The organism is Pantoea rwandensis (assembly GCF_002095475.1).
GTDB lineage: Bacteria > Pseudomonadota > Gammaproteobacteria > Enterobacterales > Enterobacteriaceae > Pantoea > Pantoea rwandensis.
The window spans coordinates 387,366-412,094 of sequence record NZ_MLFR01000001.1 but is presented as its reverse complement, the minus strand read 5'-3'; the positions used below and the strand labels follow the sequence as shown (position 1 = coordinate 412,094).

Annotated in this window: 22 protein-coding genes and 1 pseudogene; 17 read left to right on the top strand and 6 right to left on the bottom strand. The window is 53.4% G+C overall.

Annotation, left to right across the window (positions count from 1 at the left end; translation table 11 throughout):
* Genes HA51_RS01830 through HA51_RS01810 form a run of 5 tightly spaced genes read left to right on the top strand, consistent with a single transcriptional unit; the run spans position 1 to position 5,275 of the window.
* Positions 1-318 carry a sarcosine oxidase subunit delta gene (locus HA51_RS01830; RefSeq protein ID WP_084931578.1) on the top strand — a complete coding sequence of 106 codons (318 nt, stop codon included), beginning with the start codon at positions 1-3 and terminating at the stop codon, positions 316-318.
* Positions 315-3,227 (top strand): 2Fe-2S iron-sulfur cluster-binding protein, encoded by a 2,913-nt coding sequence (locus HA51_RS01825; protein WP_084931576.1) that lies wholly within the window; start codon positions 315-317, stop codon positions 3,225-3,227. The genes HA51_RS01830 and HA51_RS01825 overlap by 4 nt, the downstream gene beginning before the upstream one ends.
* The gene (locus tag HA51_RS01820) at positions 3,227-3,811 is read left to right on the top strand and encodes a sarcosine oxidase subunit gamma (RefSeq protein WP_211282883.1); all 585 of its coding nucleotides are present in this window, start codon (positions 3,227-3,229) and stop codon (positions 3,809-3,811) included. The genes HA51_RS01825 and HA51_RS01820 overlap by 1 nt, the downstream gene beginning before the upstream one ends.
* 46 nt (positions 3,812-3,857) lie before the next feature.
* On the top strand, positions 3,858-4,661 hold the full coding sequence (locus tag HA51_RS01815) for an IclR family transcriptional regulator (protein WP_084931574.1): 804 nt from the start codon (positions 3,858-3,860) through the stop codon (positions 4,659-4,661).
* On the top strand, positions 4,658-5,275 hold the full coding sequence (locus HA51_RS01810) for a helix-turn-helix domain-containing protein (protein ID WP_084931573.1): 618 nt from the start codon (positions 4,658-4,660) through the stop codon (positions 5,273-5,275). The genes HA51_RS01815 and HA51_RS01810 overlap by 4 nt, the downstream gene beginning before the upstream one ends.
* A 347-nt stretch (positions 5,276-5,622) precedes the next feature.
* Here HA51_RS01810 and HA51_RS01805 read toward each other — a convergent pair whose 3' ends face one another.
* Positions 5,623-5,913 (bottom strand): DUF1330 domain-containing protein, encoded by a 291-nt coding sequence (locus tag HA51_RS01805; protein WP_245840120.1) that lies wholly within the window; start codon positions 5,911-5,913, stop codon positions 5,623-5,625.
* A complete protein-coding gene (locus tag HA51_RS01800; RefSeq protein ID WP_084931569.1) occupies positions 5,913-6,590 on the bottom strand; it encodes a GntR family transcriptional regulator in 678 nt (225 codons plus the stop codon). Before HA51_RS01800 ends, HA51_RS01805 begins: the two co-directional genes overlap by 1 nt.
* Before the next feature lie 517 nt (positions 6,591-7,107).
* Here HA51_RS01800 and HA51_RS01795 point away from each other — a divergent pair.
* The 6 genes from HA51_RS01795 to HA51_RS01775 all read left to right on the top strand — a co-directional run bounded on the left by HA51_RS01795 (position 7,108) and on the right by HA51_RS01775 (position 13,694).
* Positions 7,108-7,710, top strand: a complete 603-nt coding sequence (locus HA51_RS01795) for an amino acid synthesis family protein (protein WP_084931567.1) — start codon at positions 7,108-7,110, stop codon at positions 7,708-7,710.
* Positions 7,682-8,509: an alpha/beta fold hydrolase gene (locus tag HA51_RS26820; RefSeq protein ID WP_139810614.1), complete on the top strand. Its 828-nt coding sequence runs from the start codon at positions 7,682-7,684 to the stop codon at positions 8,507-8,509. The genes HA51_RS01795 and HA51_RS26820 overlap by 29 nt, the downstream gene beginning before the upstream one ends.
* A 3-nt stretch (positions 8,510-8,512) precedes the next feature.
* Complete coding sequence (locus HA51_RS26815; protein ID WP_139810613.1) at positions 8,513-9,454, top strand: flavin reductase family protein; 942 nt, start codon at positions 8,513-8,515, stop codon at positions 9,452-9,454.
* Positions 9,451-10,488, top strand: a complete 1,038-nt coding sequence (locus tag HA51_RS01785) for an LLM class flavin-dependent oxidoreductase (RefSeq protein WP_084931565.1) — start codon at positions 9,451-9,453, stop codon at positions 10,486-10,488. The genes HA51_RS26815 and HA51_RS01785 overlap by 4 nt, the downstream gene beginning before the upstream one ends.
* Before the next feature lie 11 nt (positions 10,489-10,499).
* Positions 10,500-11,966, top strand: coding sequence for an aldehyde dehydrogenase (locus HA51_RS01780; protein WP_084931563.1), 1,467 nt, complete (start codon positions 10,500-10,502; stop codon positions 11,964-11,966).
* Positions 11,967-12,296: 330 nt separating this feature from the next.
* Positions 12,297-13,694 (top strand): purine-cytosine permease family protein, encoded by a 1,398-nt coding sequence (locus HA51_RS01775; RefSeq protein ID WP_084931561.1) that lies wholly within the window; start codon positions 12,297-12,299, stop codon positions 13,692-13,694.
* A gap of 54 nt (positions 13,695-13,748) precedes the next feature.
* Here the strand turns inward: HA51_RS01775 and HA51_RS01770 are convergent, their stop codons facing one another.
* Positions 13,749-14,600: a Vmh family MBL fold metallo-hydrolase gene (locus tag HA51_RS01770; protein ID WP_084931559.1), complete on the bottom strand. Its 852-nt coding sequence runs from the start codon at positions 14,598-14,600 to the stop codon at positions 13,749-13,751.
* Between the two features lie 119 nt (positions 14,601-14,719).
* Here HA51_RS01770 and HA51_RS01765 point away from each other — a divergent pair, with 119 nt between their 5' ends.
* The 3 genes from HA51_RS01765 to HA51_RS01755 all read left to right on the top strand — a co-directional run bounded on the left by HA51_RS01765 (position 14,720) and on the right by HA51_RS01755 (position 17,555).
* Entirely contained in the window at positions 14,720-15,607 is an 888-nt protein-coding gene (locus HA51_RS01765) for a LysR family transcriptional regulator (RefSeq protein WP_084931557.1), read from the top strand.
* Between the two features lie 60 nt (positions 15,608-15,667).
* Positions 15,668-16,351, top strand: a complete 684-nt coding sequence (locus HA51_RS01760) for an O-methyltransferase (protein WP_084931556.1) — start codon at positions 15,668-15,670, stop codon at positions 16,349-16,351.
* A 64-nt stretch (positions 16,352-16,415) separates the two neighbouring features.
* Entirely contained in the window at positions 16,416-17,555 is a 1,140-nt protein-coding gene (locus HA51_RS01755) for an alpha/beta hydrolase family protein (RefSeq protein ID WP_084931554.1), read from the top strand.
* Here the strand turns inward: HA51_RS01755 and HA51_RS27730 are convergent.
* Positions 17,556-18,685: pseudogene (locus HA51_RS27730) on the bottom strand (MFS transporter).
* Between the two features lie 214 nt (positions 18,686-18,899).
* On the opposite strand from HA51_RS27730, the gene pdxR reads away from it, so the two are divergent.
* Positions 18,900-20,333, top strand: coding sequence for a MocR-like pyridoxine biosynthesis transcription factor PdxR (gene pdxR / locus HA51_RS01740; RefSeq protein WP_211282882.1), 1,434 nt, complete (start codon positions 18,900-18,902; stop codon positions 20,331-20,333).
* On the opposite strand, the gene HA51_RS01735 is transcribed toward pdxR, so the two are convergent.
* Complete coding sequence (locus tag HA51_RS01735) at positions 20,299-21,273, bottom strand: AEC family transporter (protein ID WP_084931547.1); 975 nt, start codon at positions 21,271-21,273, stop codon at positions 20,299-20,301. The two genes, pdxR and HA51_RS01735, sit on opposite strands and share 35 nt — an antisense overlap.
* Before the next feature lie 91 nt (positions 21,274-21,364).
* Here HA51_RS01735 and HA51_RS01730 point away from each other — a divergent pair, with 91 nt between their 5' ends.
* Entirely contained in the window at positions 21,365-22,252 is an 888-nt protein-coding gene (locus tag HA51_RS01730) for a LysR substrate-binding domain-containing protein (protein ID WP_084931545.1), read from the top strand.
* Positions 22,253-22,568: 316 nt separating this feature from the next.
* Positions 22,569-23,909, top strand: a complete 1,341-nt coding sequence (locus HA51_RS01725) for an HdeD family acid-resistance protein (protein ID WP_084931544.1) — start codon at positions 22,569-22,571, stop codon at positions 23,907-23,909.
* Here HA51_RS01725 and HA51_RS01720 read toward each other — a convergent pair.
* On the bottom strand, positions 23,894-24,661 hold the full coding sequence (locus HA51_RS01720) for an AraC family transcriptional regulator (RefSeq protein ID WP_084931542.1): 768 nt from the start codon (positions 24,659-24,661) through the stop codon (positions 23,894-23,896). The genes HA51_RS01725 and HA51_RS01720 overlap by 16 nt on opposite strands.
* Positions 24,662-24,729 lie beyond the last annotated feature (68 nt).

Below are 24,729 nucleotides of genomic sequence, written 5' to 3'. Positions count from 1 at the left end.
ATGAAAATTATGCATTGCCCGCTTAACGGGCCGCGCAATATCACTGAATTCGCCTACGGTGGCGAGTTGAAAACCGTGCCAGACCAGCTGAGCTGTAGCGATCGTGAATGGGCGGATTACGTGTTTTATGAAGACAACCAGGCTGGTGTGGTGACCGAATGGTGGTTCCACACGCCGTCGAGTTACTGGTTCCTTGCACAGCGCAATACACTATCCGATGAAGTGATCCGTACCTTTGACGCCAGCGAAGTGTTTCCCAATCCTCACAGCAGCGCGTTACCCGCCAGCATCAGCGCAGCCATGGAGGTGACATCATGAGTCAGAAACGCTTGGCGGCTCCCATGGGGCGCCTGATCGATCGGCGACAACCGCTACAATTCACTTTTGAAGGTGAGCCGGTGAGCGGTTTTGCCGGTGATTCGATTGCCAGCGCGGTGATTGCCAGCGGGCGTCAACTTTTGTCGCGTTCCTTCAAATACCATCGTCCACGCGGTGTACTCAGCATGTTTGGTCAGGATGCCAATACGCTGGTGCAGTTGCCGGATGAACCCAATGTGCTGGCCGATGTGCAACCAATAACCCAGGGACTCACCGTCACCGGTCAGAACTACAACGGATCGCTGGATAACGATCGCGACGCCAAAATGCAGCTGTTTTCACGCTTTATGCCAGTGGGCTTTTACTATCGCGCGTTCTACAAACCCAAGGGCATGTGGAAACGCTGGGAACCGCTGATTCGCCGTAAAGCTGGTCTGGGCGTATTGAATCTCAACATCGAAGAAGCGTATTACGACAAGGCGTATCTGTTTTGTGACGTGCTAGTGGTCGGCGGTGGCCCGGCAGGATTACAGGCTGCGCTGACCGCCGCGGACAGCGGTGCGCAGGTGATGGTAGTTGAGCAACTTCCGCTACTCGGTGGCGCACTGAGTTGGGCAAGGATGGCCGCCGAGGCGCAACAGACTGAACAGGTGTTGCAGTTTTTAACCAGCCGCGTGGAAACGCACCCGAACATTCGCGTACTGCTTAATGCGACCTGCAATGGTTGGTTTAAAGATCACTATTTACCGGTGATTCAGGGGCAGCGCATGTACAAAGTACGTGCAACCAGCTGTGTTATCGCTGCGGGTGCCTACGACCAGCCGGTGATTTTCCGCAATAACGACCTGCCAGGTGTGATGTTAACCAGTGCTGCCCAGCGTTTGATGCAGCATTACGGTGTGAAACCGGGTCAGCGAGCTGTATTACTGACCGGCAATGACGATGCGTATTTGGCAGCACTGACGTTATATGAGCAAGGTGTTAAAGTCGCCGCAATTGTCGACCTGCGCAGCCAACTGCCGGATGGGGCGATGACGCAACCGTTGCAACATGCGGGCATAGAACTGATAGCTAATAGCGCAGTTTATGAAGCCTTTGCTGACCGCACTGGGCGCGTCTCTTCGGTGGAGGTGCGCAGCATTATCGGTCAGGGGAAAGTGGCACCGAACGGTAAAGTTATTGAATGCGATTTGCTCTGCATGTCTGCGGGGTATATGCCTGCCTGGCAACTGCCGTGTCAGGCAGGTGGCAAACTCAGCTATGACGATGCCAGCGCCAGTTTTACGCTGAGCCATTTACCTGCGGGCATGTTCACCGCCGGTTCGATCAACGGCTGGCACGGGCTGGAGGAGGTGGTGCAGGATGGCACCCACGCCGGACGTATGGTGCTGCAACAGTTGGGAATCAATCACAATATCAGCGCGTTGCCACCACAGCAGGGAGAAAAACCGCGTATTAATCATCCATGGCCAATCTTCGCTCATCCGAAAGGGAAAGAGTTTGTCGATTTTGACGAAGACCTGCAAATTAACGACATCATTAATGCCACCAAACACGGCTATCGCGATGTGCAACTGGTAAAGCGCTTTTCCACCGTCGGCATGGGGCCGTCACAAGGGCGTCATTCGGCATTACCGACCGCGCGGTTAGTGGCACAGGCCACCGCACGCAGCGTGAGCGAAACCGGCGTCACCACCGCGCGCCCGCCATTCAGTGCAGAAAGCCTGGCGCATCTGGCGGGCCGGCATTTTGATCCGTGGCGCGTCACGGCCATACATCAACGCCATCTGGCTTTGCAGGCGCAAATGATGCCAGCAGGCAACTGGCTGCGTCCTGGCTGGTATCAAACGGTGCCTGCCTCCGACAAAAAAACAGCAGTGCAGGCAGAGGCGCTCAATGTGCGTAATAACGTCGGACTGATTGACGTTTCGACCTTGGGCGGTATTGAGCTGCGCGGCCCGGATGCCGCAGAGTTCCTCAACCGTCTTTATACGTTTGCCTTTATCAAACAGCCTGTGGGACGCACGCGCTATGCGCTGATGACCAATGAACAGGGCGTAGTGATTGACGATGGCGTGGCTTGCCGTTTGGCGGAGAACCACTTCTATGTCACCGCCACCACCAGTGGCGTGGCGCGGGTGTATCAATCGATGTTGCAGTGGAACACACGCTGGCGGCTGGATGTGGATATCGCCAACGTCTCCTCTGCGTGGGCGGCGGTCAATCTGGCGGGACCCAACTCGCGTCAGGTGCTGAGCCAGTTATGTGACGAGCTCGACTTGAGTGCCGAAGCCTTCCCCTATTTAGCCTGCCGTGAAGGCAAGGTGGCCGGTATACCCGCGCGCCTGTTACGTGTGGGCTTTGTTGGCGAGCTGGGTTATGAGATCCATGTGCCGACCCGCTATGGTCAGGCGTTGTGGGATGCGCTGATGCGAGCAGGGGCCGCTTACGGAATCAAACCCTTTGGCGTGGAAGCTCAGCGTTTGTTGCGCCTGGAAAAAGGGCACGTGATTATCGGGCAGGATACCGACGGCATGAGCCATCCGGGGGAGATCAGCATGGGCTGGGCGGTCAATCGAGCCAAACCGGAATTTATTGGCCGTCGCGCCATCGATATTCTCGATGCTCATCCGCCGGTGCGTAAACTGGTGGCTTTCACACTGCCCGCTGCATCGCCGCTTCCGCTGGAAGGTCATTTAGTCTTAGAAGGCGAACGGATCACCGGCAATGTCACGTCCTGTGAATATTCCCCCACGCTGAACGCGATAATTGGCATGTCCTATGCATCAGCAGATCGCGCAACTCCAGGCGATAGCATTACCATTCGCACTGAAGGCGGCAGGGAAGTCACCGCGTTAGTGGTGAAGTTGCCCTTTTATGATGCTGAAAACCAGCGACAGGAGCTGTAATGATGCAAAACATGCACGTTTTGGCGGCAGGACCGCTAGACCATCTTCAGTCAGCGTCTATTGATAACGGCGCTATCGCACTCCACGACTGCTCGCATCAGGCGCGCGTGGGTTTTCGCGGACGCCACGCTGCCTGGTATCTACAACAACGTGGCTTTGTGCTGCCCGATCAGCCAAATCAGTGCTGCTGGCAAAACGACGGCTCGCTGGTCGCGCGTTTATCACAAACTGAATTCTTGCTGCTGGCCTCCGTAGATGCACCCTCGCGAATTCAACACGAGGAGCAGTCATGGCAAATGAACGAGCTTTCTTGCTTTATGCTGCCGCGCCAGGACACGCACGCGTGGCTGGCGATAAGCGGCGATCAGCAAGCAGCAGTGATGGCGAAGCTGTGTGCGGTTGACCTCTCGTCGGATAAATTCCTGCCTGGCGCAGTGGCACAAACTTCTGTCGCGCGCGCCAATGCGTTAATCATCAATGCCTCGTTGCCGAATAAAGAACAGTTTTGGTTGCTGGTGGATTACTCCATGGCTGCGTATTTCTGGGACGTGTTGCTTGATGCCACGGCGGAGTTTGCTCGCTGATTTTCACTCTCCGGGCCACGGCCCGGCTTCATCTATGCAGGTGTGTATGTCTCTGGCTGCTATCACTGAAAATGACTACACGGTGCCCGCGTTATTTCGCGGGTTGACCATTATTGAAATGTTCAACAGTCGCGATCGCGTGCTGACAGTGCAAGATTTTGCCGATCATCTTGGCGTCTCAACTTCCTCTATTTATCGTATTGTCACCACTCTCACCGAGATGAACTATCTCGATAAAGTGGCCAAGAATACCTATCAACTCGGCCCGCAGGTGATCTCAAACGGCTTCAGCTACCTTGCCAGCCGTGATGTGGTGGATATCGCCATGCCACATTTGAATGCACTGCGTAATACGGTTTCCATGTCGTGCCATCTCAGCATTCGCGAAGGTCAGGAAGCGGTCTACGTTTATCGCTCATTTGCTTCGCAACGCCTGTCGGTTAATGTGCCTATTGGTACGCGTATTCCCTGTCACTGCAGCGCCATGGGGCGGGTGTTGCTCACCGGCTTAAATGATGCAGAACTGGATAGCCTCTATCAACATGTGCGACTCGATGGCTATTCTGTTTCAGCGCCGCGCACCTTACCGGAACTGAAGCAGACCGTGCAGCAGGACAGCATGCAGGGCTGGGTTGAGCATCAGTCCGATTTCGCCACCGCGATTGCCTGTGCGCTGCGCGATCATCACAACCAGATTGTGGCGGCGATCAACGTCTCAGGACCTGATGCGCTGATGGAAGACCCACATCAGAAAGAGGTAGTGCGCAATGCGTTACTAGCCACCGCGCAACGTATTTCATTTGAGCTGGGGAACCTGCGCAAAATGTCGGAGAAAATTAAGCCTCGATGAGCAAATCGGTCACCACCAGTCAGCGAGAGAGCCCGTTGAGTCTGGAGCAGCATATCGCGCGCTCGCTGAAGCAGCGGCGTATTTCACAGGGTTATAAAATCTCAGATGTGGCACGTATTGCGGGTGTCAGCGTCGGCATGGTCAGCAAGGTGGAAAACGCCCACGTTTCAACCAGTCTCGATATTCTCAATCGGCTGTGTGACGCCATTGGTTTGCCGGTTTCTAAGTTATTTAGCGACTATGATGTGGCCAAGCGCGGTGCCCAGTTAATAAAAGCGGGTGAGGGCATGGAGGTGGTGCGCACCGGAACGGAAGTCGGCCACTCTTATCATTTGCTGAGTTACGCGCAAGGCCCACAAAAACTGTACGAACCCTTTCTGGTCACCATGGACGATGCCAGTGAAGAGTTTCCCAATTTTTGCCATCCGGGGCATGAATTTCTCTATTTACTTGAAGGCGAACTGATTTATCGCCATGGCACGCGCCTTTACCCGATGTCTTCGGGTGATAGCCTGTCATTTGACGGCGGCGTGCCGCACGGTCCTGAAAAATTACTCCAGGTCCCAATCCGCTTACTGTCGATTATTCACTATGATGAGAGTGAAGAGGGTTAATTGCGCCAACCCGTACAATAAGACATTGATGATGAAAGACGATGCTAAAAAAAGTTCACGCTTGGTAGCGGCGCAATGTATTGCGCAATCCCGCAGCAATTTCACTGTCGAATTCTAAAATTCAAACTTCCACGATAAATCGCACCGCTGCCGAGTGGTGCGTGATGCACTGCTGCACTAAACTGAAACAGTTATTATCAAATCTAAATCTGATGCTTTAAGTATGAAAATCAGCGGCTTGATATAGGAAATAATTATGAGGTTAATTTATCCGGCAGCTTATTTAAGCCACCGGTTAATTGCGATTTTTTATGGGTATTTTGAATGTTAAATAAAGTTAGTTTTATTTACGCCAATCCATCCACAATAGTAATCATCGCTCTTGCCACCTGTTCACGCTGTTTTTTTGCTAATTGGTATTCTTCAGAATGGTAGCAATCTAATGCTGTTTGATAATCAGGGAATTCGATAACCACATGCTTGGCGAATTTTTCGCCTTCCAGTGAAGTGGCATTTTCCCCTCGGGCAATAAACTTCGCTTGGTATTTTTTAAATGCCAAGGGCGCCAAATCGATATAATTCTGGTACTGCTGTGCATCATTAATATTAACGTGTGCGATCCAATAAGCAGACATCATTACTCCTCGGCAGTCAGAATAGATTTAGCCAGAATTGCGGCTTCAGTCAGGTGTTGTTTCACTGCTTCTTTCGCGTGTTCCGGGTTGTTTTCTTCAATGGCTTCATAAATACGTGACATGCGTTCAAAACCAGCCACCTGGCGTTCAGGGCTACGCAGCGTCAGCGCACGCAGTCGGCTGATTCGGCTGTTAAGTCGCTGCACGATCTCCCATGCAATGTGATGTTTTGCAATGGAAAACAGAGATTCGTAGAACGCCTGAGAGGCTTCAACACGCTCAATGTCATCGTGATCGTGTGAGGCTTTCGCGATGCGCAGCAGTTTCTGATGCAGATCCTTTTTATCTTTACTGGTGGCTGCTTTAGCACAATCTTTCGCCGCCTCGGATTCCAGTAACAGTCGAATGTCATAAATCTGCTCGGCGACTTCCCAGGTTAATATCGCGACAATCGGTCCTTTTTTCGCCAAGTTTTCAATTAAGCCTTCCGCTTCCAGATAACGAATCACCTCGCGCACTACGGTGCGGCTTACGCCTAATTCATCACACAAGCTACGTTCAACCAAACGATCGCCCGCTTTAAAATAGCCAGAGATAATCGCCTGGCGCACTTTTGCCAATGCCAGTTCGCGAAGGGTCACTGGCGTGTTTTCAATTTTTAAGGAGTGACTCGCAACCATAATCGTCTCTACGTTGAAATAAAAAATTCAGCTGGGTATTAATTTAAAATTCAGCAACCTTTTTACTATTAGCACTGTTTGCCGCGCGAAAGCAACGCTGCCTGATTTAGCGGTGATCGTTACCCCCTCTGGTGTGGTGAGAGCCATCCTGCTGAAATTGGCGTTGGTTCACAGTTTCATCATGCACCAAGTCTTAGATCTGACACCTTACGCCCAAGAAAAATTAATCCGATTTAAATCATATCGTTAACAAAGTATCCCTCACCCAGTATCAGTGAATTTTATGACGTCAGTCACATCGCGAGAGTGTGCTCACGGCGATTCAGATTTATGCCAGGTGATGGGCTAATTCCCTTGATACAGCGGGGTTTCCCGCCCTAAAAGCATAGCAAAAAAGCCAGCGCATAAGAACACCGTATGATGGTATACCAACTTTTGACATACCATAAATTCCAATGTTATATCCCTTCTCGACACACCAGATTAACAAACCGTTAACTTGAATGAGGCTCTAACCATGCATCCAGATATACGCAAGACGTTCGTTACCACCGAAACCCTCTACTCCGACGGCGGCAAAGCGGCCACCACGCCGCTGGTGATGATTGCGGCGGCTGCCGTGGTAAAAAATCCTTGGGCAGGCGAAGGCTTCGTTGAAGACCTCGCGCCGAAGATTCGCGAAATGGCACCGGTGCTGGGCGAACTGCTGACGGGTTTAATCGTGAAAGAAGCGGGCGGCGGTGACAAGGTGGTGGCTTACGGTAAAAGCGCAGTGGTGGGCTTGAACGGCGAACTGGAACACGCCTCAGCGCTGATTCATACCCTGCATTTCGGCAACCATTATCGCTCTGCTGTGCAGGGTAAAACTTATCTGGCCTTCAATAACACCCGTGGTCCAGCCAATACACCCATCCTGGTTCCGATGATGGGTACGGATGATGAAGGTACTCGTGAGCACTACCTCACCATGCAGTTCAACATCAACGATGCGCCATTCAGCGATGAGATCGTGATCGCGCTGGGTGCGGCACTGGGCGGCCGTCCACATCATCGTATCGGCAACCGTTATCTTGACCTGAAAGAGTTAGGCCATGACCAGAAAAATCCAGCAGCTATCTGAGTTAGGTCTCCAGGTCAGTTACCTGGAGGCAGGACAGGGCGCGCCGCTGGTATTAATCCATGGCGTTGGCATGAATGCCGACGCCTGGTTTCCGCAAATGGACGTGCTAAGCCGCCACTTCCGCGTTATCGCGTTGGATATGCCGGGCCATGGTGAAAGCAGCGGTTTTCGCCATCCCGCCACCTTAAAGGATTACGTGCAGTGGCTGGCCCTGTTCTTGCAGACACAACCCGAGCGCAGTTTTGCTGTGGCGGGACACTCGATGGGGGCACTGATCACCGCGGGTATCGCTATCGATTATCCGCAGCTGGTGAATCACGCGATTGTGATGAGCGGCGTGTTCAGACGTAACGACAGTGCGCGTAATGCGGTATTGAAACGCGCCCAAGAGTTGGCCAGCGGTAATGTGCGCCTCGATGCGCCACTGGATCGTTGGTTCAGTGACGACCACCACGAACAACCCCTGCGTCAAAAAGTGGGAACGTGGTTGCAGCAGGTGAATCTCGACGGCTATGCCCGCGCCTATCAGGCGTTTGCGGCGGGAGATCGCTTCTATTCAGAACGCTGGAATGAAATGCAATGTCCGGTGTTGGTGATGACCGGTGAGCTGGATGCTAATTCGAATCCAGACATGACACGCCAGATGGCCCAGGCTGCACGCCAGGGGCATGCGGTGGTGGTCGCTAACGCTAAACACATGTTGAACTTGACGGATGCTGACCGAGTGAACGAGGAAATCTTATCGTTTCTCAAGCCGGTTGCTGCCGCCGTCACGCAAAAAGAGCCTGTAAAGGAGTAACTTATGGACGCAGATAAACGCAGACAGTTACGCGACGCCTTTGGCGCCTTCATGACCGGCGTCACCGTGGTCACTACTAACGATGCACAAGGGCAGCCGATTGGCTTCACCGCGAACTCGTTCTCGTCGGTGTCACTTGACCCCGCGCTACTGCTGGTGAGCATCGATAAGCGCTCTGCTAATTTCGAGAACTTCACGCAATGTCCGCATTTCGCCATCAACATTTTGGCGGAGCAGCAGAAAGAGACATCGAATATCTTTGCGCAGAAAGTGGCCGATCGATTCTCGCTGGTGAAGTGGCGTAAAGGCGAGTTCAACACGCCGCTGCTGGATGACAGCTCCGCCTGGTTTGAATGCGCGATGCATCAGGTTATCGATGCGGGTGACCACGCAATTCTGATCGGTAAAGTCGAGCAGTTCGATTCCTGCGGAACGCCGGGGCTGGGCTACTATCGCGGCGCGTACTTCACGCCTTATCAAAATGCCGAATCCCTGATTGCCGGGCCTAACGTGGTGGTCAGCGCGTTGATTGAATCAGCGGGTCAGGCGTTGGTGGTGAAGAAAGAAAGCGGTTATGGCTTACCGTCGCAAACGGTGAACAACCGCAGCGTCAGTGAAACACTGAAGCAGGTGTTCGATGGACTCAACATCGAAGCCAGTCCGGGTTTTGTCTATTCCATCTGGGAAGACCGCCAGAAGAAACAGCAGCATATCGTGTTCCTCTGTGCACAGCCGACAGGCAGCACCTTGCCAGCGGTGCAGCAGGGCGAATGGGTCGATGTCCACACGCTGGCGCAACTGCCGGTGCCGGATAGTGCGCTGAAATCGCTGGTGGATCGCTTCATTCGCGAAAATGCGGTGGGCAATTACGGCCTCTATTACGGTGATGAAGCAGAAGGATCGGTTCGTCACTTCTTCGCCCCGTCTCATCAGGAGGTGGTATGAAACTTTCCTTGTTCCTGCACATGGAGCGCGTGTCAGCGGATGACGCGCAGGACAAGCTGTACGATGAGATGATGGAACTGTGTGAAATCGCAGATAAAGGTGGCTTGCATGCTATCTGGACTGGCGAGCACCACGGCATGAATTTCACCATCGCGCCGAATCCATTTATCAACCTGGTCGATATCGCCAGCCGAACCAAAAACGTTCGTCTGGGCACCGGCACCATTATTGCGCCGTTTACCCATCCGATCCGTCTGGCGGGTGAAGCGGCCATGACAGACCTGATCACCAAAGGGCGTCTGGATTTGGGGATTGCACGCGGCGCGTACTCATATGAATACGAGCGCCTGATGCCGGGGATGGATGCCTGGGAAGCGGGTCAGCGGATGCGTGAGCTGGTGCCTGCGGTGAAAGCCTTGTGGAAAGGCGACTACGAACATAAAGGCGAGTTTTGGAATTTCCCGTCCACAACTTCCTCACCACAGCCAAAACAGCAGCCGCATCCGCCAATCTGGGTGGCCGCGCGTGACCCGAACAGTCATGAGTTTGCGGTGAAAAACGGTTGTAACGTGCAGTGCACGCCATTGCATCAGGGTGAAGAAGAGATCACACGCCTGATCACCACCTTCAAAGCAGCCTGTCAGGAGTATTCTCCTGAGCAGCCATTAAAAATCATGCTGTTACAGCACGGTTTTGTGGCTGAAGACGAGGCCGATGCGCAGCAAGCGGCGGTAGAACTTAATCGCTTCTACAACTACTTCGGTGCCTGGTTCAAGAATGAGCGCCCGGTGGAGCAGGGTTTGATCAAGCCATTAACCGAAGAAGAGATGGCAGCGAATACCTATTACAGCGTGGAAGGGATGCGGAAAAATCTGGCGATTGGTAATCCTGACCAAGTGATCGCCCGCCTGAAAAACTATGAGGCGATGGGCTACGATGAGTACGCGCTGTGGCTGGATAGCGGCATGACCTTTGAGCGTAAGAAGGCCTCGCTGGAACGCTTTATTAAACACGTTGCACCTGCATTTCACTAAGCGGAGACGTCATGGAATCTTTCAAACTCTACATCGACGGCCAATTTGACGCTGGAGCCGCGACGTTCACCTCGCTGAATCCGGCCACCGCTGAGCCGTGGGCCACGATTGCCGAAGCACGCAGCGAGCAAACCGACCGCGCAGTGCAGGCGGCGGCCCGGGCTTTTGAATCCGATGCGTGGCGTGGCCTGACCGCCGGTGCGCGCGGCAAATTGCTGCTGAAGCTGGCGGATTTGATTGAACGCGATGCAGCAAAACTGGCACGTCTTGAGACGCTTGATACCGGCAAAATCATCCGTGAAACCCAGGCGCAGATCGCCTATGTGGCGGAATACTATCGCTTTTATGCTGGGCTGGCCGACAAAATGGACGGCACCACGCTCAGCATCGATAAAGCCGACATGGAAACCTGGATAAAGCGTGAACCGGTCGGCGTGGTTGCCGCGATTATTCCCTGGAACAGCCAGCTGTTTCTCTCTGCGGTGAAAATTGGCCCGGCCATTGCCGCCGGCTGTACGGTGGTGGTGAAGGCGGCTGAAGTCGCACCGACGCCGCTGCTGGGATTTGCTGAACTGGTGCATGAGGCCGGTTTCCCTGCGGGCGTCATAAACGTGATCACCGGTTTTGCGGAAGGCTGTGGCACAGTGCTGACCCAGCATGCGCAGGTCGATCACATCGCCTTTACTGGCGGTGCGGATACCGCACGTCACATCATCCGCAACAGTGCGGAAAACCTGGCCAGCACCTCACTGGAATTAGGCGGCAAGTCACCGTTTATCGTGTTTGCCGATGCAGATTTGGAAAGTGCCGCCAATGCGCAGGTGGCCGCCATCTTCTCGGCCTCAGGACAAAGCTGTGTTGCTGGCTCGCGCCTGCTGGTGGATGAGCAGATTAAAGATGCCTTTATTGAAAAGCTCACCAGTAAAGTGCGCGGTATTGTTATAGGTTGCCCGCAGCAGCAGGAGACGCAGTTTGGTCCACTTTGTACCGAGCGGCAGAAAAGCAATATCGAGCAGGTAGTGAGTCGCAGTATTGAGCAGGGTGCGCGACTGGTGATCGGCAATCAGCCGATTGATCGGCCAGGATTCTATTATCCGCCAACCATTCTGGATTGCAGTGCGGTGCCAAATGCAGAAAGCGTGGTGCAGGAGCTATTTGGTCCGGTCTTGTCGGTACTGACTTTTAAAGATGAAGCCGAAGCGATTCGCTTAGCCAATGGTACAGAGTATGGTCTGGCGGCCGGTGTATTCACCCAAAACCTGACGCGTGCCCATCGTGTCACACGCAAGTTGCGCAGTGGCGTTGTGTGGCTGAACACTTATCGCGTGGTTTCACCGCTGGCGCCGTTTGGCGGCTACGGTAAGTCTGGCTTCGGACGTGAAGGTGGTATTGACGCCGCTCTGGAATACACCACCACCAAAACAGTGTGGCTGCGCACCAGCGATGAGCCAATTAGCGATCCCTTTATTATGCGCTGATTGATTGAGGTGCGCATAAATGCGCACCCTACGGAAATGACCATTGCACTTATCGGTGCGCATAGATTTGCAGCCTATGGGAATTATTTTTGCACTTATCGGTACGCATAAATGCGCACTACGGGAAGCAGGTTTGGAATATGTAGGGGCGTCATTTATGACGACCGTCACATGTACAGTTGTTAAGCATTAATTAGCACCGGGAGTCTTACCGCCAATTCTTTAATAAGAAGACGAAAATTAATTCGTCGGGATGGCTGTGGCTTTTTTTCGCGAGGAAGGTTTTACCCACATTAAAAAACAATCCCATTTTGAGAATTGGAGGGTACGGTGAATACACAACCACGTCAGAGTCAAATTATAGAAAATAAGTCGGTGGATTATGTTCCAGAATCGGAACGCCACGGTAAATCGCACAGTCTATTTACCTTGTGGTTCTGTACCAACATTGCACCTCTGGCCGTTGTCAGCGGCGCAATTGCCACCGAAACGTTTCATCTGAATGTTATTTCTGCTTTAACCGCGATTATTGCCGGTCATCTGTTTGGCGGGATTTTCCTTGCGTTAACCTCTGCGCAAGGGCCGAAAGTCGGCATTCCACAAATGGTGCAGAGCCGCGCGCAGTTTGGTCGTTACGGCTCGCTGCTGGTGATTAGCTTTACGACGGTGATTTATCTCGGGTTCTTTATCTCGAATATTTCGCTTTCCGGTAAAGTCATCAACAACGTCTTTCCGTCGATGCCGGTAAGCAGTGCCACGGTCATAGGCGCTATTCTTGCCACCGCAATTGGTATTGTCGGTTACCATTTTATCCATCGTATCAATAAAGTCGGTGCATGGATCATGGGCGCAGCGCTGATTTTAGGCCTGGCATTGATGGTGTCACAACCTTTACCGGCAGACTTTTGGTCCCGTGGCAGCATGAGTGCCGCAGGCTGGTTCGGCACCTTCTGTATCGGCGCAGTATGGCAAATCAGCTTCTCGCCTTATACCTCTGACTACTCGCGCTACCTGCCCGCCAATGTCGGTATTGCACGCCCGTTTATTGCCACCTATCTGGGTGCCTGCGGTGGTACTATTCTGGCCTTTATTTTCGGCATGATGGCGGTCAATATCGCGCCAACCAGTGATGCCATGATGTCAGTTCGTCATGCTACCGGTTGGCTCGGCCCGATCTTAATGGTGCTGTTCCTGATTAATATTATCTGCCATAACTCGATGAACCTGTACGGCGCGGTATTATCACTGATCACCGCAGTGCAAACTTTCCGTCCTCACTGGACGCCAGGCGCGGCAGTTCGGTTAGTGGTTTCAGCGCTGGTATTAGTGGGCAGCGTATTAGTAGCGTTAGCGGCATCGCAGAATTTCGTCTCCTTCTTTATTAATTTAATTCTGGCGTTGATTGCGGTGTTAATTCCGTGGATCGTCATTAACCTGCTGGATTTCTATTATGTGAATAAACAACGTTATGATGTTGAAGCCATATTCCGCGCTGACGGAGGCCGTTATGGTTTGCTGAATACCCAAGCGCTGCTGGTCTATTTTGCTGGCATTGTGGTGCAGATTCCGTTTGTGGAAAATGCCTTCTTCTCCGGTCCGTATGCTAATTTGATTCCTGGCGTGGATATCTCGTGGATTATCAGCTTGGTGGTGACCAGCATTGCTTATCCGCTGTTTCATCGCAAAACTGAACCCGCGTTCGCGCAGACAAGCAACAGCAAAGCGTAAAGATTGAAATCGCTAAAGGTGCGCACGGATGCGCACCTGATTACATCCCGTCAACTACCACTTCATCTCGCCGGTATTCACTTTGGCGCTTAATTCCAACGAGCTTTCATCTGGCAGGTTTGGATAAGCCGCTTTCATCGCCTGGATTACCGCAGAAGACGCTTTGTGCTGCTGCAACGCTTTTTCAAAGGTTTGCAGATAGTGCAGCGTAAAGGTCACCGCCTGATCGCCTGTTGGACGGGCACCAATATAATGGCCCGGAATCACGACTTTCGGTTTCAGTTGCTGGATTTCACTCAGCACGTTGCGCCATTGCTCACGGCTGGCCGGGGTTTGAGTGTCTGCGGTCCAGACATGGATGCCAGAGGCAATCGCTGTTCCGCCCAATACCGCCTTGTTAGCAGGAATCCACACGTAGGCGGATTTATCATCCGCGTGACGTAACTCGATGCGTTCGCCATCTACGTTAAAGGTGGTTTGATGGGTAACCTGCGGGACATACAGCTGTGCGGGCGCACCTCCCGGCATTTTCGGTCCCCAATATTCCAACTTAGCCGCTTTGGTGGCTTCAATATGCTCAACCACCAGCGGTGAGGCTACGATTTTCACCTGCGGATAGGCTTTCACAATCGGTTCCAGGCCGAAGTAAAAGTCAGGATCGCCTGAGGTGATGACAATCTGCGTCAGCTTCTTCCCGCTAGCCTTGATCATTTGCACCAACTTTTCGCCATCTTTAGGACTAAATTGGGCATCGAATAACATCGCTTCATGCGCACCAGAAACTAACGTAGAGGAAACGGGAAATACGCCCTGTTCCTGTGGGTTATATACCGCTAAATGCAGCGGAGCAGCCAACACCGGGGTGGCTGTCAGCGCCATCATCAGCGCCAATGTTTTTATCTTCATCTCGTTTTCCTTTCATCGGCAATGTGGCCGGTAACAGAGCCATTGTAAGCATATCCGCGTCTGTTAGAATTCCCGCAATTAGAGATGGTCAGTTTCATAAAACGATCAGATGGGGTCAGATGGACAGAGTGACAGCAGCAACAGTGTTTAATCGCATTTGCGAACTTGGCAGTTTGAGCGCAGCGGCGCGTGCGCTGGATATCTCTCGTCCGATGGTCAGTCGGTACCTGGATGAAATGGAGAAGTGGGCCGGTTCTCGGCTGTTGCACCGCTCATCACGTCGCCTCACCATCACGCCTGCAGGAGAGAAAACCCTTGAAAAAACACGCTTGTTAGCACGGTTAGCGGAGGAGATCAGCGAGCAGGGCGAACCCGGTGTACCGCAGGGCACGCTGCGTATCGCTTGCGCGCACTCCACGGCAACGCACATTCTCGGCCCAATGATCCCGGCATTTCTGGCGCGCTATCCAGCAGTGCGTATTGAGCTGGAGATCAATAACCAACCGGTGAGTCTGGTTGGTGAGCGTATTGATGTGGCGGTACGCATTACTAATGATCCAGAACCGGGTGCCATCGCACGCCGACTGGGTGAATGTGTTTCCGTCGTGTGCGCCTCACCGGAATATTTACGAGAGCACGGCACCCCCATTACGCCCCAGCAGCTGGCACAACATAATTGCCTGCACTACAGCCGCTTTGCCGGACAGCGTTGGCAGTTTAAGGATGCGCAGGGTGAGGCAGTAACAGCTGAAGTCAGTGGCAATTTTAGCGCCGGGATATCGTCGGTTTTATGTGATGCAGCCATTGCGGGATGCGGGCTGGCGATGGTGCCGGAGATGGAGGCGAAGACGGGCATAGCCAGTGGGCAGTTGCAGTGCGTACTCTCTGATTTTGCGCCGAAATCGTTGGGAATTTATGGTCTGTATATGTCGCGAGAACGCCAACCTGCTGCGTTACGCTTATTTCTGGATGCGGTACAGCAGCAGTTGAGTGAATCAGCAAGTTAAACCTGAGCGTCACACGGGTGTGCTATTTCTCTATTAAGCCAATACTCAAGGAGAGACAACATGCGTACCCCAGATTATCCCTCTCAACATGCCGAACAGTGGGCACAGGTCGATCACTACTTTGCTGATGCGCTGGCAGCGGAAGATGTGGCGTTGAAAGCCGCTCTGGCACACAATGCCGCGCAGGGTTTGCCGGTACATGATGTGTCCGCGCTGCAGGGGAAAATGTTGGCGCTAATGGTGACATTAACCAGTGCTAAACGTGTACTGGAGATCGGTACCCTCGGGGGGTACAGCACCATCTGGATGGCGCGTGCTTTACCCGAGCAGGGTCAAATTATTAGCCTCGAGTTCAATCCGCATCATGCTGAAGTCGCCCGCCATAATCTGGCGCTGGCGCGTGTACAGGATCGCGCAGAAGTGCTTGTGGGCGCGGCATTAGATACGCTACCGATGCTGGCGGCACCTTTTGACCTTATCTTTATTGATGCAGATAAAGTGAACAATCCGCACTATCTTCAATGGGCGTTAAAACTGGCGCGCATTGGCACGGTGATCATTGCTGACAATGTGGTGCGCGGCGGTGCGGTGGTGGAAGCCGACAGCCATGATGCCAACGTGCGTGGTCTGCGTGAATTTGTACAGATGATCAGTGACGATGCCCGTTTAGACGCCACAGCGCTGCAAACCGTGGGTGAGAAGGGCTGGGATGGCCTGATTATGGCGCTGGTGAAGAGTCTATAAGCAAAAATAAGTGTTAGTATCCAGCGGCAAATATCACGGAACGTTAATAAGGGAGTGTTAACTGATGCGTCGCTGGATCAGATATGTTTTTGTCGTTTTGGGGATCGTGGTTGCCTCAGCATTACAGGCGGCAGAATTTTCGCAGCCTGCGGGGCTCATCCGCGAACCCTTGATATTGAGAGTAACTCTGCCTGACGGGCAAACGGCAACACTGGATGCGTTTGTCACCCGCCCGAATCTGCCCGGTCATTTTCCGATTGCCTTCATCACACATGGCACCGATGGCACAGCACACAGCGATCGCGATCAACTCACCCCCAATCGTTTTTCAGCCGCTGCGCTAAGTTTTGCACGCCACGGCTATGCTGCTGTCGTGGTACTGCGTCAGGGGTATGGTCATTCCAGCGGTCACACTGATTATCAGGGTAACAGTTGCGACCAGCCCAAACATGCCCGAGCCGGTAAAATGGCCCGCGCGGATATCCTCGCGGCGTTAACGGCGATTCGACAATATGCCTGGGCATCCCATGGACAAGCGGTACTTGTGGGACAATCGTCTGGCGGGTTTAGCGTTATCGCCGCGAGCGCCCTCAATCTGTCCGGCGTGCAGGCCATTATCAGCTTTTCCGGTGGGCGCGGCGCCATTCATGATGGTTTGGTGTGTGACAAGAAGGCGTTATTAGCCGCGCTCACATCTTATGGCGAGAAGGCGCGAATCCCCACGTTGTGGCTCTACACTGCCAATGACCAATCTTTCCCACCTCAACTCGGTCAGCAGATGTTCGCTGCTTATCGCCATGCCGGAGGACGCGGCGAGCTGATCAATCTGCCCGAATTCGGTCATGATGGGCACGACCTGCTGATTTCCGCACCAGAGTCCTTCTGGTGGAGCCGCGTTTCGACCTTCCTGCAAAGCAATGATCTTCCTGTTAACGCTATCAGCGCATCGCCCGTTCCCCACCTGCCAGACCCACCCGGGCTAAACACTACTGATCGGCAGGTATTCAAACATTATCTGGCCGACCGGGGTTATGAGAAGGCCTTTGCGACCAACGGCGAAGGCGTATGGGGGCGTTCGGCTTGGGCGCGTGACCAACAGGAAGCCAATATCCGGGCAGTGGCGTTTTGCCAGCACTATCGTGAAAAAGGCGAGGCGGCTTGTAAGCTATACGCCGCCGGAGACCGCATTGTGGTCAATCATTGATTACCCTTGTAGACCTTTTTCCTCTACACGAAGGCGCGCCTGCACGCGGTGAAACAGGAATGGCAAAAGCAATGCAGGTGTCGCAATCAGGATAGCCAGCAAAGTCACTGACATCGGCTGCCACAGATTGCTGATCGCTGCCCAGGTTGCACCCGCCATCATCTGCAAAAAGAAAAACAGCCCAGATGAAGCCCCCGCATCCTCCGTCACGCTGCGCAGTAATCCTGCCTGCGTCGCGGGGATAACCATGCCCACTGACAGCAGAATGATCAACATCGGCGCCATCAGCGTCAGAGACGTTGGCGTCAGTATCAGGTTCAGGGCCACTAATAACACCCCACCCAAAGCGCCAATACCTGCTGCCCATCGAATGATCTGGTCGATATCACGTCGAATCGCCATACGCCGGGCCAGCATACTGCCGGCCACATAGCCGATAGCGGAGGCGCTCAACAGGACGGCATACTGCTGCGGCGTCAGTCCGAGTTGCTGCTGCATGGGTCCTGATGAGCACGAGACAAATACAAACCATGCCATCCAGGCAAAGCAGATGGATAACGCGTAAAGGCGGAAACGGGGCAAGCGAAGATTACGCCGATATATAGTGCCCAGTCGATGGAGCGGCACTGCATTTGACGGGGCGGCAGCGAGGTGGCGACTGGCGAAAGTAAAAAACACCAGGATCATCAGCGTCAGCAACGCCATCATTCCAAATATACCGCGCATCCCACCAGCGGCAGCAGTGCACTGCCAGCCAAAGGTGCCAGACACGGTGTGATGGCTATTGCTGATGAAAGCGTGGTGAGTATCGGCATACGCTGTTGCGGTGCGTATTCGCGACTGACAATTAAGCGCGCGGTGACAGTGCCTGCGCATCCGCCTACAGCCTGAATAAAGCGCGCCACCATCAACAGCAATATGCTGTGCGCCTGCGCAGCAATACATGCGCCGAGCACTGCCAGGATGAGGCCGCCGATCTGCACACGTCTTGGGCCAAAGCGATCGGCAAGCCATCCCGCCAGCAAAACCGAAATTGCATAACCCATCATGTAGACAATTAACGTGTCCTGCGCCAATGATGTTGAGAGCGCTAACGATGCTGCCAGTTCGGGCAGCGCAGGCACAATCATGCCCATTCCCAATTGCGGTACCACCACTGCCGATACTAAAGCCAGCGTTAACCGTTGCTGGCTGGTCTGTATTTTGCTCACATCTTATCCTTGCCGTACCTCCGTTTGATTGAGCAGATTACGTTTTTCTGGTCAAATCTAAAGAACCAAAAATCATTATGTTGAGTAGACCACTTTGACTCAGGGCCGAACGGCTGTTGCGCTTGAATTACCTATGCCCGCTGCACTGGTGCATCCCAATCAGGATCGCAGTAAACAAGAGATCGTTTATGCCGCGCTTCGCGATGCCATACTCAATGGTGTGCTGCGAGTGGGAGCCCAAGTGCCGTCTACGCGCGCGATGGCTACTCGTTGGGCCGTTTCACGCGGTACGCTAGAAGTGGTGTATGAACGCTTGTGCGCCGAAGGTTACCTGACGCGGCGTCAAGGAGCGGGCACATTCGTAAGCGCCGAACTTCCTGATAGCTACCTTCAGGTACAGCCTGGTTTGCCGATGATGACGCCATCCGTAGCGATGCAACCGCGGCATCATGAAAGCCATGTGAAAGTCGGTCAGCCTTTTGTTGCGCGTTTGCCCGATCCGGCGCTATTCCCGTTGCAAGACTGGGCTCGCCATGTGCTGCGCTGTATTAACAAGGCGGGAGAAATCGCAGCGGAAAGCAATCAAGTGACGGGTTTTTTGCCCCTCAAGCAGCAAATTGCGCAGTATCTGCGCGAGCATCGCAACATTGTTTGTGAACCGCATCAGGTGATCATCACCACAGGCATTCGTCATGCGCTGGCATTAATCAGCCGTGCCTTTTTGCGTCCGGGTGACAATATCGCGATGGAAGACCCCGGTTACCCGTTTGGTCGTGACATTTTTGCACTCGCTGAGGCGAAACTGATTGATATTGCGATAACCGAACAGGGGATAGATGTTGAGGCGCTGTCTAAAGCGCAGCAAGTTCGTGCACTCTATGTGACGCCGTCACATCAATCACCCTTGGGCTGTGTGATGTCGATAACTAAGCGCTTGGCGGTGATTGATTGGGCGCAGCAGCAGGGAGTACTAATCATCGAAGATGATTACGACAGTGAGTTTAGCTACAGCGGTTCGCCGCTACCCGCCCTGATGTCACATGATAATAGTGCGCAAACCCTGTATTGCGGGAGCTTTAACAAGACGCTCTCAGCGGAATTACGTGTGGGCTTTCTAGTCGCCAGGGGCGCTCAACTTGCACGCTTAAATGAGGTAGTAGCCATTCATGGACGCGCTGTGGCATTCCATGAACAGCTGGCGCTGGCGGAGTTTATGCGCAGCGGGGCTTTTGCGCGACATTTGCGCACCGCACGCCAGGCTTATGCCCAGCGACGCAATCGACTGTTGGAGATTCTCACGCAGCATGCGAATGGAAAATTTCGCGTCAGCGGCCATGAAGCGGGGTTGCATCTGGTGCTGTGGTTACCAGCAGATCGCGATGAGTCGGCATTTTGTCAGCAGGCGGCAGAGCATGGCTTGCAGTTGCAGCCCTTGTCGTTGTTTTGCCGCAGCATCACGCTGCCGCCTGCGGTGATTCTTGGATATGCCGCATTGACGCTGGCGCAAATTGAGGTATCGGCTCGGTCGTTGGCTACGCTACTGGTGTCACCTGCATCACATGCATGATGGCAACTAAGGTGACAATCGATAGCACCGTTGAAATCAATATCGCGCCTGAAGTGATCTGCGCATCGCGGCGATAGTATTCGGCCAGCATGAACGGCCCGGTGCCGGTTGGCAGCGCGGCCAACAGAATCGCCATTTTGGTCAGGTCGTCAGGCAGATGGAATAACCACACAGCCAGTATCCAGGTAAGCAGTGGTTGCAACACCAGTTTGGCGATGACCACCAATCCCACTGTCGTCAGGCTCATTTTCGCGCTAGAAGGCAATTCGGTGGCTTTGGCTTTCTGGCGGCTGGCGAGAAACACCCCTAAACAGACTAATGCGCAAGGGCTGGCGGCCCCGCCGAGTAACTTGAGAAATGTCTCGACGCTGCCTGGCATCGTGAGGCCTGCACTGGAGCAGGCCGCACCCAGCAGCGGTGAGATGATCAGCGGGTTCTTAAAAATGGCGCGCAGCACTTTTATTGCCACCCGATGAAACTCACGTTCACTCTGCAAACCGATTTCAATCATGGCGATGGCAATCGCAAAAAGGATGCAGGCAACCACAATGGTGGCGGTGGTGGTAGGAATCAGGCTGCTTTTACCAAAAATCAGCAGCAACAGGGGGAAGCCAAGGTAGCCGGTATTAGGATAGGCAGCGGCCACACCGTCTACACTGGCATCGGCGGTGGATTTACCCTTCAGTTTTTGAAACGCAAATACAATCACAAACGCTGCCGCGCAGGAGAGCGCAAACGCCCAGAAGAAGCCAGGCTGATAGATAGTGTGCCACGGCGTATGCGCCATAATGTCAAACAGCAGCGCAGGCAGCGCCAGCCACACCACGAATTTATTCAGTTCTGTCGCAGCAGTGGGTCCCAGCACCCCAAACATGCGGCAGGCATAACCTGCCACTATCAAGCCGAACACCGGCAAAAGAATCAGAAATGTAGCGATCATCAGGTCCTCCCGTTAAGCTGGAGGACTGTAAAGAGTTTCCCGATACAGATCCAATAGCAAATCTGACCGGGATTGATGCGAAAAATGAATCATGCTGGATATTAAGCCGCTGCGTTACTTTATCGCGCTAGCCGAAGTGAAAAACTTCCACCGTGCCGCGGAACGTCTACATTTGTCTCAACCGTCACTCAGCCGCCATATTGCTGCGCTGGAGAAAGCGGTCGGCACTTTGTTGGTGGAACGAAATACCCGGCAATTGATGCTCACACCAGCAGGCGAAAGCTTTTACCGCGATGCGCGAAAAATCCTCGAATCACTGCAACAGGCGCAAAACCTCGCGCGTGAAACTGCATTGGGTAAATCCGGTTCTCTGCGCGTGGGTTTCACCATGTATTCTGCACACAGCGTCATTCCAGAATATGTGCGGATGATTCGCCATCACTTCCCTAATATCGCGTTGGAGCTGGAAGAAGCGGTGACCGAAGATCTACCCGATAAAATCCTGGCAGGTGAAGTGGATTTGGCCGTATTGGTAGAAGGGACGGCACGCGTGGGGATGCAAACGCTGACGGTGTTGACCGAACCCTTATGTGTGGCGCTGTCCCGTACCCATCCCAAAGCAAAAAGCCGTAATTTAAAGATTGAAGATCTGCGTGACGATCCTTTTGTCATGACCGCCGCCAGTGCCGGTAGTCGACTGACGGCGGTTATTATGGATTATTGTCGTGCCCACGGTTTTGAGCCGATGGTGAGTCTGCAGGTAAGTCTGCAACACACCATGTTGAGCTTGGTGAACGATGCCAGTTACGTGGCACTGGTGCCTGCCTCAGTTCAGCAGCTTAAAATGGATGGCATTGTGTTTAAACCTTTGGCCGATGTGCCTCAGGTTAACCTGGCCGTGGCATGGAGCAGCGACAATCGAAATCCTTGTCTGGATAGTTTTTTAAAACTACTGATTCAACGTCACCTGCCGCAATAGTGTTCACGCCAGCCGCATAATATTCTGTGTCTGAGCCATTTTGACATTATTTTTCATGTATTTAATTAGCTCGTAACTTTGTGGTGAAGCGCAGTTTCAGCCTGAAATCGCCACAGATTTCAAATTTAACTGCTCAAAATTTCAGCCAATATTTACCTGACCATTAAGCCAATTTTAATCTTCGCCACGTAGAGTGCCCTCACAGTCACAACCATCAGTAAACGAACTCAGGATTGCCGTAACACAACAGAACTCCTGTTGTTAACACGCGTCTACAGAACGTACTGAATGGTGCATTATCCGCTGGAGAGTTCCTTTGCTGCGATTATTATTTCTGTTGATGGGTGGGCCGGCATTGAGAGCGGGTTGGCCCTATTTAACGGCACTTGGCCTGTTATGTGTGGCAGCCAGTAGTGGGATCGTGATGGATCTGCTGCAACATGGAAGTTTATCCTTCCCGCTGCATGTGCTGGGCGTATTTATGGTGGTGGAAGGTTTGGCGGAAGCCGTAGGGGCGATTTACCAACCAGCGGGTATCGGTTGGCCTCTGCTGGCAAAGGCTGGGGTATTAATGTCAGTCGGGGGTGTGGTTTTCCTCGCACCGCATGACAGCGGACTGGGCATGTCGCTGGCCTTTGCAGCGATCTTTCTTTTAGACGGCGGTTTTCGCATCATTTCGTGTTGTCTGATGCGATGTCGTCGCTGGATGCACAAGCTGACGTTAGGCAGCGCAGAAATTCTGTTCAGCATGATGATTGCGACCGACTGGCCGCTGTCACCGCACGTAATTGTGCCGCTGTGTTTTGCGTTGCTGCTTGCGGGTTGGGGCATTAATCTGCTGACGATGGCTGCGCAGATTCATGCATTGCCGGAAAATTCCAGTGTAACGGCGCTGCCGTTGTTTACCCGGAAAGGCCTACGTGCGCCACACGGGTTAGATTACGTGCATCCTCCTCTTAAGGCGGCACCAGTGAGTGAGCCGCTGAATATCTATATATGGACGCCTATCGGTTCTGGCAATGTGTCAGGACGCCGCCCTTGGTTTGATCGTTGGGTAGCGGCGATTGACCATCGAGGTGAAGTTTCCACCGGGCATACCTCACTGGAAATGGGTGATGAGTTGTATATCAGCTTGTTTCCGGTTGATGATGTATCGCGCAGTTTACGGGGCTTTCTGCAGACGCTGCGCGCGAAAGAGGAATTTGACGTTGAAGGCTTTTATCAACCCTCACTGGAGAAAGAGATCAAAGCCTGGTGCCGTCCCGATAAACGTCTGGTTTTACCGCACTATAACCAAGTCGCTCTGCGTAATTACTGGCTGAGCAACGCCCCTGATACGCGTTATAACCTGACATCACGCAACTGTTCAACCAGCGTGATGCAGGCGCTCGACGTGGCGACGGAAGGGTTGCTGGGTGAACGCGGTTTGAAGGGATTTTGGGTGCTGCTCAACCCTGATTTTTGGTTGTTAAGCTTAGTGCGCAGCCGGGCAGAGGGGATGACTTGGACGCCGGGCCTGGTGATGGATTACTGCGTGTTACTGCGTCGCGTACTGGCCGCCACTGAACGCGAAAGTCGCTACCAGAAAGCCGCCCATCGCTTGAAGCTCGAAGCCGGTATGGCGGTGCGAAATTTGCTGCGTTATGCGTGGCGATAAAATGAGGGCGGCTGGCCTGTGACGCGACGGAACATCGTCGCGAACGATGAGCCGCTATCATAGCCAAGCGAGAGGGCGACCTCATTCACCGATTTTCCTGCCACTAACAGAGCCAGTGCGCTCACGACACAAGCGCGCTGGCGCCACGTGGAAAAGGACATGCCGGTCTGCTGCAGAAAGAGACGACGGAAAGAGCTGGCACTCATAAATAAGGTACTAGACCAGCGTTCAGCAGGATCATGAATGGAGGGCGACAGCAGAAAGGACTGACACTGCGCCAGCAGCGCCGGATGCTGCGGCAGCGGAATATCAAACTCACGAGCTGGCATCAGTGCGAGTTCAAGCTGCATTAATTTAATCAACGTGCGATCTCGTTCACTTTCGTACAGTGCAGGCAGGTCCACCGCGTCCATCAGCAGTTGTCGCAGCAGGGGGGACACACCGATCACCCGGCAGCACTCTCCCTCACGCAAGGTGGCGGCAAGTGCTGGCTCGATGTACAGGCTGCGCGTCGAAACGCCCGCAAACTTCACGCTGTGTATCGTTTCAGGTGGGATCCACACCGCATGTTGAGGGGGGACTACCCATTCACCTTCCCGCGTGGAAACGTGCATCAACCCACTGATGCCATACAACAGCTGTGCACGACGATGCTGGTGAGCGGGTAACACAAACCCCTGCGGATAGTCGTTACCCAGCGCGATCACCTCACGATCCAAATGATCAACATCCTCTATTCGAACGTTACGCACTTTTTCCTCCCATTGACCGGTTTGCAAGGGTAATTGAGCGCTGCGCAAATGGGAAGCAGGGCGCAGAG

Coding starts and splice junctions, on each gene's coding strand:
- HA51_RS01820 (WP_211282883.1), top strand. CDS start 3,227: ATGATGCAAAACATGCACGTTTTGGCGGCAGGACCGCTAGACCATCTT.
- HA51_RS01770 (WP_084931559.1), bottom strand. CDS start 14,600: ATGAAGATAAAAACATTGGCGCTGATGATGGCGCTGACAGCCACCCCG.
- HA51_RS26815 (WP_139810613.1), top strand. CDS start 8,513: ATGGACGCAGATAAACGCAGACAGTTACGCGACGCCTTTGGCGCCTTC.
- HA51_RS01730 (WP_084931545.1), top strand. CDS start 21,365: ATGCTGGATATTAAGCCGCTGCGTTACTTTATCGCGCTAGCCGAAGTG.
- HA51_RS01735 (WP_084931547.1), bottom strand. CDS start 21,273: ATGATCGCTACATTTCTGATTCTTTTGCCGGTGTTCGGCTTGATAGTG.
- HA51_RS01815 (WP_084931574.1), top strand. CDS start 3,858: ATGTCTCTGGCTGCTATCACTGAAAATGACTACACGGTGCCCGCGTTA.
- HA51_RS01765 (WP_084931557.1), top strand. CDS start 14,720: ATGGACAGAGTGACAGCAGCAACAGTGTTTAATCGCATTTGCGAACTT.
- HA51_RS01780 (WP_084931563.1), top strand. CDS start 10,500: ATGGAATCTTTCAAACTCTACATCGACGGCCAATTTGACGCTGGAGCC.
- HA51_RS01810 (WP_084931573.1), top strand. CDS start 4,658: ATGAGCAAATCGGTCACCACCAGTCAGCGAGAGAGCCCGTTGAGTCTG.
- HA51_RS01825 (WP_084931576.1), top strand. CDS start 315: ATGAGTCAGAAACGCTTGGCGGCTCCCATGGGGCGCCTGATCGATCGG.
- HA51_RS26820 (WP_139810614.1), top strand. CDS start 7,682: ATGACCAGAAAAATCCAGCAGCTATCTGAGTTAGGTCTCCAGGTCAGT.
- HA51_RS01805 (WP_245840120.1), bottom strand. CDS start 5,913: ATGATGTCTGCTTATTGGATCGCACACGTTAATATTAATGATGCACAG.
- HA51_RS01785 (WP_084931565.1), top strand. CDS start 9,451: ATGAAACTTTCCTTGTTCCTGCACATGGAGCGCGTGTCAGCGGATGAC.
- HA51_RS01760 (WP_084931556.1), top strand. CDS start 15,668: ATGCGTACCCCAGATTATCCCTCTCAACATGCCGAACAGTGGGCACAG.
- HA51_RS01755 (WP_084931554.1), top strand. CDS start 16,416: ATGCGTCGCTGGATCAGATATGTTTTTGTCGTTTTGGGGATCGTGGTT.
- HA51_RS01800 (WP_084931569.1), bottom strand. CDS start 6,590: ATGGTTGCGAGTCACTCCTTAAAAATTGAAAACACGCCAGTGACCCTT.
- pdxR (WP_211282882.1), top strand. CDS start 18,900: ATGCCCGCTGCACTGGTGCATCCCAATCAGGATCGCAGTAAACAAGAG.
- HA51_RS01795 (WP_084931567.1), top strand. CDS start 7,108: ATGCATCCAGATATACGCAAGACGTTCGTTACCACCGAAACCCTCTAC.
- HA51_RS01830 (WP_084931578.1), top strand. CDS start 1: ATGAAAATTATGCATTGCCCGCTTAACGGGCCGCGCAATATCACTGAA.